General features: G+C 70.6%; 10 protein-coding genes and 1 pseudogene. 3 read left to right on the forward strand and 8 right to left on the reverse strand.

What is annotated here, in order from left to right:
* Together ADY59_RS44075 and ADY59_RS44080 are read right to left on the reverse strand one after the other, a co-directional pair.
* Window positions 1-664: pseudogene (locus ADY59_RS44075) on the reverse strand (FHA domain-containing protein); the annotation flags it as partial.
* A 228-nt stretch (window positions 665-892) separates the two neighbouring features.
* Window positions 893-2,029, reverse strand: a complete 1,137-nt coding sequence (locus ADY59_RS44080) for a site-2 protease family protein (protein ID WP_231619183.1) — start codon at window positions 2,027-2,029, stop codon at window positions 893-895.
* A gap of 134 nt (window positions 2,030-2,163) precedes the next feature.
* On the opposite strand from ADY59_RS44080, the gene ADY59_RS44085 reads away from it, so the two are divergent.
* Genes ADY59_RS44085 through ADY59_RS44095 form a run of 3 tightly spaced genes read left to right on the forward strand, consistent with a single transcriptional unit; the run spans window position 2,164 to window position 4,921 of the window.
* Complete coding sequence (locus tag ADY59_RS44085) at window positions 2,164-3,024, forward strand: RecB family exonuclease (protein ID WP_049576328.1); 861 nt, start codon at window positions 2,164-2,166, stop codon at window positions 3,022-3,024.
* 59 nt (window positions 3,025-3,083) lie between these two features.
* Window positions 3,084-4,241 carry a sensor histidine kinase gene (locus tag ADY59_RS44090; protein WP_049576330.1) on the forward strand — a complete coding sequence of 386 codons (1,158 nt, stop codon included), beginning with the start codon at window positions 3,084-3,086 and terminating at the stop codon, window positions 4,239-4,241.
* Window positions 4,238-4,921, forward strand: coding sequence for a response regulator (locus ADY59_RS44095; protein WP_049576333.1), 684 nt, complete (start codon window positions 4,238-4,240; stop codon window positions 4,919-4,921). The genes ADY59_RS44090 and ADY59_RS44095 overlap by 4 nt, the downstream gene beginning before the upstream one ends.
* Window positions 4,922-4,949: 28 nt before the next feature.
* On the opposite strand, the gene ADY59_RS44100 is transcribed toward ADY59_RS44095, so the two are convergent.
* From ADY59_RS44100 to ADY59_RS44125, 6 genes are all read right to left on the reverse strand, one after another.
* Entirely contained in the window at window positions 4,950-5,972 is a 1,023-nt protein-coding gene (locus tag ADY59_RS44100; protein ID WP_197094141.1) for an ABC transporter ATP-binding protein, read from the reverse strand.
* Complete coding sequence (locus ADY59_RS44105; protein WP_082310863.1) at window positions 5,969-6,994, reverse strand: ABC transporter ATP-binding protein; 1,026 nt, start codon at window positions 6,992-6,994, stop codon at window positions 5,969-5,971. Before ADY59_RS44105 ends, ADY59_RS44100 begins: the two co-directional genes overlap by 4 nt.
* Window positions 6,991-8,004 (reverse strand): ABC transporter permease, encoded by a 1,014-nt coding sequence (locus ADY59_RS44110; RefSeq protein WP_049576340.1) that lies wholly within the window; start codon window positions 8,002-8,004, stop codon window positions 6,991-6,993. Before ADY59_RS44110 ends, ADY59_RS44105 begins: the two co-directional genes overlap by 4 nt.
* Before the next feature lie 85 nt (window positions 8,005-8,089).
* A complete protein-coding gene (locus ADY59_RS44115) occupies window positions 8,090-9,856 on the reverse strand; it encodes an ABC transporter substrate-binding protein (protein ID WP_049576343.1) in 1,767 nt (588 codons plus the stop codon).
* 47 nt (window positions 9,857-9,903) lie between these two features.
* Entirely contained in the window at window positions 9,904-10,896 is a 993-nt protein-coding gene (locus ADY59_RS44120; protein ID WP_049576347.1) for an ABC transporter permease, read from the reverse strand.
* A gap of 226 nt (window positions 10,897-11,122) precedes the next feature.
* The gene (locus ADY59_RS44125) at window positions 11,123-11,605 is read right to left on the reverse strand and encodes a hypothetical protein (protein ID WP_049576349.1); all 483 of its coding nucleotides are present in this window, start codon (window positions 11,603-11,605) and stop codon (window positions 11,123-11,125) included.
* Between the last annotated feature and the right edge of the window lie 238 nt (window positions 11,606-11,843).

An 11,843-nucleotide genomic window follows, 5' to 3' on the forward strand; every position in this document is an offset into this window, starting at 1 on the left:
CGCGCGGCAGCAGGTCGGGCTCCATGTGCAGGGCCGTGTTAGGCATCTCGCTGGTGAGCGGCCTGGACGGGGCGGAGGCGGCCCGCTCAGCCCGGTCGGCCCGGTCGGCCCGCTCGGCCCGGTCGGCGGCGAACCCGGCGTCCGCCCGGCCACCCGTCTCGCTCATGCCGCCCATGCCGCTCAGGTCGTCCGCGTCGCTCAGGTCGCCCGCGATGCCGCCGCCGTGCACGACGCCGCCGGAGAAGCCGACGGCCGGGTGCGGGGCGCGGGCGCCGGGCAGGCTGAGCTCGATCCGCTCGACGGGGCCGGCGATCAGCCGGTCGGACCAGGTGAGCGAGTCGCTGCCGGCCAGGCGGGTCTCGCCCGCGGCGGTGATGACGGTGGCCGAGGCCGAGCCGCTGACCAGGACGGCCACGCCGCCGCCGACCGGCCCCGCGACCGCGCAGGTGGCCGGGTCGCCCGCCATGTTGGCGGCGAGCACCTGGGCGGCGCGCCGGGCCAGGGCCCTGCCGTCGCCGCCGGAGGCCGCCGTCTCGCGCAGCGCCTCGATCAGGCCGGCGCCGGCGGCCTCGTCCGCGTCGCACACCAGCAGCAGGCCGCCCAGATAGGCGACCAGGCCGTCGCCGGGAAGCGGGCGCACGGTCCCGAAGCCGTGGTCCGTCATGAGTCCTCCCTCATGACCGTGCTGCGCTCGGTCACTCAACTCTCCTTACCGAAGGCCGGCGGTATGACGGCACCCATACGCATCCCCCACGCGAGGCCGCCGCGCCGCCCCCCGACTGTGCAAGCTCGGGCAAACAGCACACTATCGGCCAGACGTCGCATCATCGAATCTCCGGCATCCCGATCACTGACACTATCCGGGGGCAGTCGCTTAGACGAGTGGGACAAATCAGACGCCGATGAAGACGCGGTTGACGTCGGCGGTGGCGAGCACCCCGTAGATCTCGCCGCCCCGCTCCACGAGCAGGTATTCGCCCGCCGGCGCCTCGCGCATGGCGTCGATGAGCGCCTCGCCCTCCAGGTCGGCGGCCAGCACCACGGACGGCTCCAGCGACTTGGCCATGGAGCCCACGTTGACCCAGGGCCGGCGGTGCTCGGGGGTGGCCTGGACGGCCGACTCGTTGACGATCGCCAGCGGCCGGCCGTCGTGGTCGACCACGACGAGCGCGCCCGCCCGGCTCTCGGACGCCTGGCGCAGCGCCTCGGCCAGCGGCGTCTCGGCCGTCACCGGGATCGCCCGGCGGGCCAGCCCGCGGGCGTTGAGCTGCGGGATGCGCGCCCGGAAGCGGGCCGCCTTGAGCGACTGACCGGCGGCGACCCAGATGAAGGAGGCCAGCACCAGCGGCCAGATCAGGTCACGCGGGTCGAGCTCCTGGCCGGTCATCGTGGCCATCGCGAACGGGATGGCCACCAGCGCCACGGCCAGGACGCGGCCGCCCCACGCGGCGGCGACGGTGCCGGTGCCGGGGTTGCTGGTCAGCTTCCACACGCCCGCGCGCAGCAGCCGGCCGCCGTCCAGCGGCAGGCCGGGCAGCAGGTTGAACACGCCCACGATGAGGTTGGCCACCCACAGCTGCCAGATGAGCACCTGCGGGATGCCGCCGCCGGTGATGAGGAACTCGTCGGCGACGTAGCCGATCCCCGCCAGGCCGAGCGACAGCACCGGGCCCGCCGCGGCGACCATGAACTCCTTGCCGGGCGTGGGCGGCTCCTTCTCGATCTCCGAGACGCCGCCCAGGAGATAGAGGGTGATGCGGCGCACCGGCAGCCCGTAGGCCTTGGCCAGGACGCTGTGGGCCAGCTCGTGCAGCAGGACCGACACGTACAGGAGCACGGCGAAGACGAAGGCGACCGCGTAGGCGGCGGTGGTGGACAGCTCGGGCAGCATGGCGCGCACGGTGTCGCCGAACAGCCAGGTGATGAAGGCCGCGACGATGAACCACGTCCACGACACGTAGACCGGGATGCCGAAGGGCTTCCCCATCCGGATACCGGAGAACTCCTGTCGCGGGCTCTGCTCGCTCACCGCACTCCTTGCCGTCCGCACCGCCACCGGCCGCATCGTGGGATGCCGCCGCTGCCCTTGATGCTACGCGCCGGGCCACGTGATCCAGGACTCGCCGCCGTATTATGTCGGGCCGGTGACCTAGAGTGCGGTGCATGACGCTGACCGAGCCGGTGATCATCGGAGCCCTCTCCCCGTCCCGGGCGGGCGACTTCATGACCTGCCCGCTGCTCTACCGGTTCCGGGTGATCGACCAGCTGCCGGAGAAGCCGTCACAGGCGGCGGTGCGCGGCACGGTGGTGCACGCGGTGCTGGAGCGGCTCTACGACCTGCCGGCGCCGAGCCGTTCGGTGCGGGCGGCGCTGGAGCTGCTGGAGCCGCAGTGGGAGCGGCTGCTGGCCGAGGAGCCGCTCTACGGCGAGATGTTCGCCGACGACGCCGAGCGGGCCGAGTGGCTGGCGCAGGCGCGCGCGATGCTGGAGCGCTACTTCACGCTCGAGGACCCGACCCGGCTGGAGCCGGCCGAGCGCGAGCTCTACGTGCAGGCGGTGCTCGACGGCGGGCTGATGCTGCGGGGCTACGTCGACCGGCTCGACGTGGCGCCGACCGGCGAGGTGCGGGTCGTCGACTACAAGACGGGCAGCGCGCCGGGGCCCGACTGGGAGGCCAAGGCGCTGTTCCAGATGAAGTTCTACGCGCTGGTGCTGTGGCGGCTGCGCGGCGAGGTGCCCCGGCTGCTGCAGCTGGTCTACCTGGGCGGCCGGGGCGAGGTGCTGCGCTACGCGCCCGACGAGGCCGACCTGCTGGCCACCGAGCGCAAGGTGCGGGCGCTGTGGGCGGCGATCGAGCGGGCGCTGGAGACCGGCGAGTGGCGCTCGCGGCCGAGCCGGCTGTGCGACTGGTGCGACCATCAGGCGCTGTGCCCGGAGTTCGGCGGCACTCCCCCGCCGGTGCCCGACCGGCAGCCGGGCGACACGGTCAGGAGCAACCGGCGCGCGGCGAGCGACGAGCTGTAGGAGCCTAATCCTTCTTGGGGAGGAGGTTACGGGCTCTCACCCGGGCCTACAGTGAAGCGGTGCGCACCGGCCGAACAACGTTCCATGACTCGGTCCTCGCCCTGTTCGTGGCCGTGGTCTCGGTGCCGCTGTTCCTCCTCCAGGGCGTCGCCCGCGCCGAGTGGGCCCGCCCTGCCGACGCGTTCGGCGTGTTGCTCGTGCTGCTGATGTCGGTGCCCGTGGCGGCGCGCCGGCGGTGGCCGCTGGCGGGGCTGTGCGCGAGCCTGGTGCCCCAGACGCTGCTGGCCGCGCTCGGCTACGGGTTCGGGCCCGCGGCGCCCGCGGGGCTGGTGCTGCTCTATTCCGTGGCGGCGCACCGGGGGCTGGCGGCGGCGCTGTGCGGGCTGCTGCTGTCGCTGGCCGTCTACACGGTGGGGGCTACGGCCGGGCCGGTGACGACGGCCCGCTGGAGCGACCACCTCGTGGTGCTCGTGGTGCTGGTCGCGCTGTGGGGGGCCGGGCGGAGCCTGCGGCTGCGCCGCGCCTACCTGGCCGAGCTGAAGGACCGGGCGGCCCGGCTGGAGCGCGCGCACGCGGCCGACACGCGGGCGGCCCGGGCCGAGGAGCGCTCGCGGATCGCCCGCGAGTTGCACGACGTGGTCGCCCACCACGTGAGCGTGATGACGGTGCAGGCGGCCGCCGCCCGCAAGGTGCTGGCGGCCGATCCGGAGCTGGCCCGCGAGGCGCTGTCGGCGATCGAGAACACCGGCCGCCTCGCGATGGCGGAGATGCGCGACCTGGTGGGCGTGCTGCGCGCCGGCACGCGCGCCGAGCTGGGGCCGCAGCCGGGCCTGTGCGACCTGCCCGCGCTGGTGGAGCAGATGCGCGAGGCCGGCCTCGACACCGGCCTGTCGGTGGAGGGCGAGGCGGGGCGGCCGCTCCCGGCGGGAGTCGGCCTGGCCGCCTACCGGCTGGTCCAGGAGGGGCTGACCAACAGCCTGCGGCACGCGGGGGCGGGCGCGCGGGCCGAGGTGACGGTCCGGCACGGTCCGGGCGAGCTCGACGTACGAGTCGAGGACGACGGCCTGGGCACGGCGGCGGCGGCGCGGCCGCCCGGCCATGGGCTGGTGGGCATTCGCGAACGGGTCGCCCTCTATGGTGGGATCATTGACGTGGGTCCGAAGTCGGGGGGCGGTTTCGAGGTGCGGGCAAGGTTCCCGTTGAAGGACGAGCGATGACGATCAGAGTCCTGCTGGTCGACGACCAGCCGCTGCTGCGCACCGGGTTCCGCCTGATCCTCGAGGCCGAGCCCGACATCACGGTCGTGGGCCAGGCGGGTGACGGCGCCGGCGCCCAGGAGCAGACGCGGGCGCTGCTGCCCGACGTCGTGCTGATGGACATCCGCATGCCGGGGGTCGACGGGATCGAGGCGACCCGCCGGATCGTCCGTGAGGCGGCGCCGGCCGCGCACGTGCCGAAGGTGCTCGTGCTGACCACCTTCGACCTCGACGAGTACATCGTGGAGGCGCTGCGGTCGGGCGCCTCCGGGTTCCTGCTGAAGGACGTGCCGCCGGACGAGCTGGTGCAGGCCATCCGGGTGGTGGCGGCGGGCGACGCGATCGTGGCGCCGAGCGTGACCCGGCGGCTGCTGGACCGCTTCGCCGCCCGGCTGCCCGCGGCCTACGAGGAGGCCACGCCGGCCCGGCTCGACCGGCTGACCGAGCGTGAGCTGGAGGTGCTGCGGCTGATCGCCAAGGGCATGTCCAACGCGGAGATCGCCGCCAAGCTCGTGGTGAGCGAGACCACGGTCAAGACGCACGTCGGCAACGTGCTGACGAAGCTGGGGCTGCGCGACCGCGTGCAGGCGGTGGTGCTCGCCTACGAGACGGGCCTGATCACGCCGGGCGCCCTGTCCTGACCCGAGGGCCGGGACAGGGCGGCGGTTGTCAGTCCTTGCCCGCCGTGTCGGCCGTGGCGGCGACGGGGGCGTTCTCCGGGAAGTGGCAGGCGACGCTGTGCCCGCTCGCCAGGCTCTCCAGCGGCGGCTCCACGGTCTTGCAGATCTCCTGGGCCTTCCAGCACCGGGTGTGGAAGCGGCACGCGGGCGGCGGGTTGAGCGGGCTGGGCACGTCTCCCTTGAGGCGGATCCGCTCGCGTTCCTTGCGCGCCTTGGGGTCGGGCACCGGCACCGCCGACAGCAACGCGTTGGTGTAGGGGTGCATGGGCGAGCTGTAGAGGCGCTTGCGCTCGGCGATCTCCACGATCTTGCCGAGGTACATGACAGCGACCCGGTCGCTGATGTGCCGCACCACCGACAGGTCGTGCGCGATCACCACGTAGGTGAGGTCGAGCTCCTTCTGCAGGTCCTCCAGCAGGTTGACGACCTGGGCCTGGATCGACACGTCCAGCGCCGAGACGGGCTCGTCGGCGATGATCAGCTTCGGCTTGAGCGCGAGCGTGCGGGCGATGCCGATGCGCTGGCGCTGGCCGCCGGAGAACTCGTGCGGGTAGCGGTTGTAGTGCTCCGGGTTGAGCCCGACCAGCTCCAGGATCTCCTGGACGGCCTTCTTGACGCCGTTGTCCGTCTTGACGCCCTGGATGCGGAACGGGGCGCCGACGATGGCGCCGACCGTGTGGCGGGGGTTCAGCGACGAGTAGGGATCCTGGAAGATCATCTGCATGTCGCGACGGAGCGGGCGCAGCTTGCCCTGGCTCAGGTGGGTGATGTCGCGGCCTTCGAAGTCGATCGCGCCGCCGGTGGGCTCCAACAGCCGGGTGACCAGCCTGCCGGTGGTCGACTTGCCGCAGCCGGACTCCCCCACCAGGCCGAGCGTCTCGCCCTTGAACACGTCGAAGCTGATGCCGTCGACCGCCTTGACCGCGCCGACCTGCCTCTTGAACAGGCCCGCGGTGACGGGGAAGTGCTTCTCCACGTTCCGTACGGACAGAAGCGGCTCGTTCTCGCTCACTGGGTCTCCAGCACTGGCTTGATCTCGTTCTCCCACAGCGTCCGCCGCTCCGTCCTGGGCATGTGACAGCGCACCAGGTGGCCGCGCTCGGTCGGCGCCAGGTCCGGCACCTCGGTGGACGCCCGCCCCTCGGTGCGGTCGGCGTACGGGCAGCGCGGGTGGAAGGCGCAGCCGGGCGGCACGTTGATGAGGGACGGCGGCGAGCCCTTGATGGGCAGCAGCCGTTCGGTGGGCTCGCGGTCGAGGCGGGGCATCGAGCCCAGCAGCCCCCACGTGTAGGGGTGCTCGGGGCTGTAGAAGATCTCGTCGGTCGAGCCGTACTCGACGCACTTGCCGCCGTACATGACGAGGATGTCGTCGGCCAGCTCCGCCACGACGCCGAGGTCGTGGGTGATGATGATGAGCGCGGAGTTGAACTCGCGCTGCAGGTCACGCATCAGGTCGAGGATCTGGGCCTGCACGGTGACGTCGAGCGCGGTGGTCGGCTCGTCGGCGATGAGCAGCTCGGGGTCGCACGACAGCGCCATGGCGATCATGGCGCGCTGGCGCATGCCGCCGGAGAACTCGTGCGGGTAGCTGTCGACGCGGTTGGCCGGCTCCGGGATGCCGACGCGCCCGAGCAGGTCGACGGCGTGCTTGCGGGCCACCTGCTTGCTGACGTCGTGGTGGATCCGGTACGCCTCGATGATCTGGTGGCCGACCGTGTAGTAGGGGTGCATGGACGACAGCGGATCCTGGAAGATCATCGCCATCTTCTTGCCACGCAGCCCGCGCACCTGTTCGGCGGGGGCGGAGACGAGCTCCTCGCCGTCGAGCCAGATCTCGCCTGAGATCTTGGCCCGGCCGCCCTTGTGCAGACCGAGGATGCCGAGGCTGGTCACGCTCTTGCCGGAGCCGGACTCGCCCACGATGCCGAGCGTCTTGCCGCGCTCCAGGCCGAAGGTGAGCCCGTCGACGGACCTGACGAGGCCGTCGTCGGTCGGGAAATGGATCTTGAGATCCTTGACGTCCAGGAAACTCACGACAACCTCACCCTCGGGTCGACCCAGGCGTAGAGCAGGTCGACGATCAGACTCGCGACCACGACGAAGCAGGCGGCGAACAACACCACGCCCATCACCTGCGGCAGGTCCTGGTTGCGGATGGCCAGGATGGCGAACTGGCCGAGCCCGGGCAGAGTATAGGTGGTCTCGGTGAGGACGGCGCCGCCGATGAGCAGGCCGAAGTCGATGCCGAAGAGGGTGAGGATCGGCGTCAGCGCGGCACGCAGGCCGTGTTTGACGACGACGTCACGCTCGGTCAGGCCCTTGGCCCGGGCGGTGCGCACGTAGTCCTCGCCCATGGTCTCCAGCATGCCCGCGCGGGTGAGCCGGGCATAGGTGGCGGCGAACAGGAACGCCAGCGTGATCCACGGCAGCAGCAGGTTGTAGGCCCATTGCGCCGGATTCTCGGTGAAGTCCGTCCACGAGCCGCCCGGTGGTGTCCAGCCCAGTCCGTAGCTGAAGACGACCAGGGAGAGCATGCCGGTGAAGAAGATAGGCAGCGACACCCCGGCCAGCGCGGTGCCCATCGACAGCCGGTCGAAGAAGGTGCCGCGGCGCAACGCGGACAGCACGCCAACCGACACCCCGCCCAGCACCCAGAGCAGGGCCGCGCCGATGGCCAGCGAGAACGTCACCGGCATGCGGTCCAGCAGGTCCGGCCACACGGGCTGGCCGGAGATGAAGGAGTAGCCGAAACAGGGCGCGGGGCACTGCTCGACCCCGGCGCCGTAGTCGTACTCGGCACCGGCGACTATGCCCTTGGCGAACCGGCCGTACTGGACGATCACCGGGTCGTAGAAGCCGAGCTTCTGGGCGACCAGGTGCACCGTCTCCGGCGTGGCGGCGCGGCCGACGTACCGGGAGGCCATCGCCTCGGGAGTGGAACCGGCCCACTGCGGCACCACGAAGAAGATGCCGAAGGTGACCATGCTGATGACGATCAGCATGGCGATCGCGCCGATGAATCGTCTGATGATGTATGTGAGCACCGCTGCCGGCCGGATGGCCTGCCCGTCGCCGGGCAGGCCATCCCTGCCTTCACCTGCCTTCGCTAGTTCCCCGAAGCCCGCCTGGTCACTCCACGCCGAGCAGGGCGTAGTCGTACTGGCTCTGGCCCTCGTTGTAAGCGACGTTCGTCACGCCCTGACCGCGCAGGAGCAGCGACTTGGCCCACACCACCGGCAGGATGGAGGCGTCCTCCATGACGGCCTTGTCGACGTCGACCCACAGCTTGTTGCGCTTGGTCTCGTCGAGCTCGACCTTGGCCTGGTCGATCAGGCCGTCGACCTTGTCGCTCTTGACGCTGAGGTTGTAGTTGCCCGCGGGGCGGATGGTGCGGCTGTCGACGATGGCCTGCAGGAAGCCGTAGCCGTCAGGCCAGTCGGAGCCCCAGCCGTGGGCGGCGAGGCCGACACCGTTCTTCTTGACGTAGTTGACGTTGCCGGCGTAGTCCGAGAAGTAGCTGGAGCCGGGGAAGCCCTTGAGCGTCAGCTTGATGCCGACCCGGGCCAGCGCCTGCTGCATCGACTCGGCCAGCGCCTTCTCACGCGGGCGGTCGGCGCGGAACGTCATCGTGGTGGAGAAGCCGTTCGGCTGGCCGCAGGCGGTGAGGGCGGCCTTGGCCTTCGCCACGTCGCCCTTGTTGTCCGGGCTCGCGTACAGGTCGAACTTCTCCTGGCCGACGATGGGCGGCGGCATCACGTTCGTGGCGATCTCGCCACCGGCGACCTCGCCGCCGAAGGCGGTCTGGTTGGCGACGCGGTCGGCGGCCCACATGACGGCCTTGCGGCACTCGATGTTGTCCAGCGGGGGGGTGTCCGGGATGACCGAGACGAACCAGAGCCGCGGGATGGTCGGGTTGTCCGTGCGCGCCTTCAGCGCGGGGTCGGGCAGCACCTTGCCGAGCGCGGCCGGCTGGAGGCCGGTGCCCTGGACGTCGAGGTGGACGTCGCCGGAGATGAGCTGGTTGTCCACGTCGTCGGCGTTGACGTTGAGCTGGACCTCGATCTTGTCCGGCAGGGCCGGGCGGTTCGGGTCGGTCGCGGCGTCCCAGTTCTCGTTACGCACCAGGCTGAAACGCTTGCCGGCCTCGTTCGTCTCGAACTTGTAGGGGCCGGAGGAGATCACGTGGTCCTTGTACTTCGCGCCGGTGTCCTTGTCCTTGGGCACCGGGGCGGTCATCGGCATCTGCACGATGTAGTCGAAGGAGGCGAACGGCTCCTTCAGGTGGAAGACGACGGTGGTGTCGTCGGTCGCCTCGACGGCGGAGCTGTAGTCGACGTCAGGGGTCTTGTAGACGCCCTTGAAGTCCTTCGGCCAGGCCAGCAGCTCGTTGAGGTAGGACGGGCCGTGCGTGAACGTCTCCTTGTCGAACGACCTGGCCACCGCGTAGGCGACGTCCTTGGCCGCGATCGGGGAGCCGTCCTCGAACTTCAGGCCACTCTTGATCTTGTACGTCCAGGTCTTGCCCTCGTCGCTCGGCTCGCCCAGCGCCTCGGCCAGGTCCGGGACGACCGTGTTGCCACCGGGACCGGGCCCCGTCTTGTACGTCGTCAGCGTCCGCCAGTAGTACCGGCCGAAGTTGAACGAGTAGCCGTAGTACGTGTCAGCGGGGTCGAGGCTGTCCCAGTCTGCGTAGTTGGCAACCTTCAGAGTGCCGCCCTTCTTGGTCGAAGGGTTGAACACCTCGGTGAGCCCGGCGTTGAACGCGGGTTGCGCGGCTGCGCCGGACGCCGACTGGGCGGGCTGCTGGGAATTGCCGCCCCCTCCGCCGCCACAGGCGGAGAGCACCATGGCGAGCGCCGCTGTCGCGGCCGCCGCCAGTGCGGATTTCCTTCTCATTGACTACCCCTTGTTAGTGGAGATGGGGATGGAGCAGGGCGAAGAGATCAGTGCGCCCGCGGGTCGAAGGCGTCCCGAAGGCCGTCGCCGAACAGGTTGAACGCCAGGACAGTGATGAAGATCGCCAAGCCGGGGAACAGCACGAAGTGCGGCAGCGTGTAGAAGCGCACCGCTTCCGAGAGCATGCCGCCCCACGTGGGGGTCGGCGGGTTGATGCCGACGCCCAGGAACGACAGCGCGGCCTCGAAGAGGATGTTGGTCGGGATCAGCAGCGTCGCGTAGACCAGGATCGGCGCCATCAGATTGGGCAGGATCTCCCGGAACAGGATGTAGCCGTTGCGCGCTCCCAGGCTCCGGGCGGCGTCGACGAACTCGCGCTCGCGCAGCGACAGCGTCTGCCCCCGGACGATGCGGCCGATGCTCGGCCAGCTGAAGAAGCCGATGATGAAGACGAGCATCGCGATCCGCAGCCCGTTGCCCTCCAGCCCGAACCCCTTGTCGGGGATGACGCCGGCCAGCGCGATGGCGAACACGAGCAGCGGGAAGGCGAGGAACACGTCCATCAGACGGCCGATGATCTGGTCGGCCCAGCCGCCGTAGTAGCCGGCGATCACGCCCATGACCGTGCCGATGACGACCGACACCAGCGTGGCCAGGATGCCGATGAGCAGCGAGATCCAGGCGCCGGCGACGATGCGGCTGAAGATGTCGCGGCCGTTGACCGGCTCGACGCCCAGCAGGTACTCGCCGCTCATGCCGCCGAAGTCGCCCTTGGGCAGCAGCGTGCTCTGGTCGATCTGGTCCTGGTGGAACTCCAGGGGCGGATGGCCGATCAGGTTGATGATGGGCGTGGAGAAGATCGCGATCAGCACGAGCAGGATCACGGTGATCCCGCCCGCCAGTGCCACCTTGTCCCGGCGCAGCCGCATCCAGGCGATCCGGCTCAGGGAACGGCCCTGAACCGCCTTGCCCGCTCCCGTGAGCACGGACTCCGGACGCGCCTCCTGGGCGGAACCGGAAACGTCAAGCGGTGCGGTCATGCCGGATAGCCCCCTGGATTTCAGACGACGTTGTCTGCTCGTTCGCGATACAGACCGCTCGTCGCGACCTCAGGAGGCAGGATCTATGCCCTGAGCTGCGCTGACTAGTCCCTCGGACCGCAGTGTGGCTCAACTGTGATTCACGCGAAACTCATTCGTATTGATCTTGACGAGAATGTCAAGACCCCGTCCCGGTTGCGTCTCGGAACTGTGACACGACACCCGCTCAGCTGATGCCGCGGCGTCGCAACAGGTCCTCGATGTCGGAGAAGTCCTCGTCGCCCTTGCCCGCCTTCTTCGGCTCCACCGCCGGCTTCGTGGGTGCCGCCTGCGGCGCCTTCCCGGCCTTGGCAGGCTCCTGACCTGCGGCGGCCTTCGCCTCCTTGGTGCGCCCGCCGGCCCTGAGCTTGCGTCCGCGCATCACACCGGACGCCACGAACAGCACCGCCGACAACCCGGCCACCGCCACCCCCGCCCACACCAGCGGGTTGAACACCAGGCTCGTCACGAAGCCCACCACGGTCGAGCCGATCGTCCACAACGCCTGAAGCGCCCCGGTCAGGTAGGCGGCCATCGGCAGCAGCGCCCACGCCGCCGTCCGCATGCCCGACGCCGCACCGCGCCGCCGGAACGCCATGAAGCTCAGCACCAGGCCGGCGATGGTCAGCCCGGTGCACAGCGGGAACCACGCGATCGTTTCGAAAGGCATTCGGGGCCACCTCCGTCGTCGGTTACCTCTCCATCCTGGCACGCGATATGGCGCGTGCCCCTCCTCCCGGAGAACCACCCGTCCCCTAGGGGACGAAGATCCCCCACCCGTACGGGATCCCCTGCCCCATCGTCGCCTCTCCGCCGGAGGTTCGCCACCACCCGGCCGCCCGGGCGCCACCCCGGCCGGCGCGCCCCGGGCCCGCCGCGACGCGCCGCCCGTATGAGCTCCCCACCAC

The sequence above is a fragment of the Nonomuraea sp. SBT364 genome (assembly GCF_001083785.1).
Taxonomy (GTDB): domain Bacteria; phylum Actinomycetota; class Actinomycetes; order Streptosporangiales; family Streptosporangiaceae; genus Nonomuraea.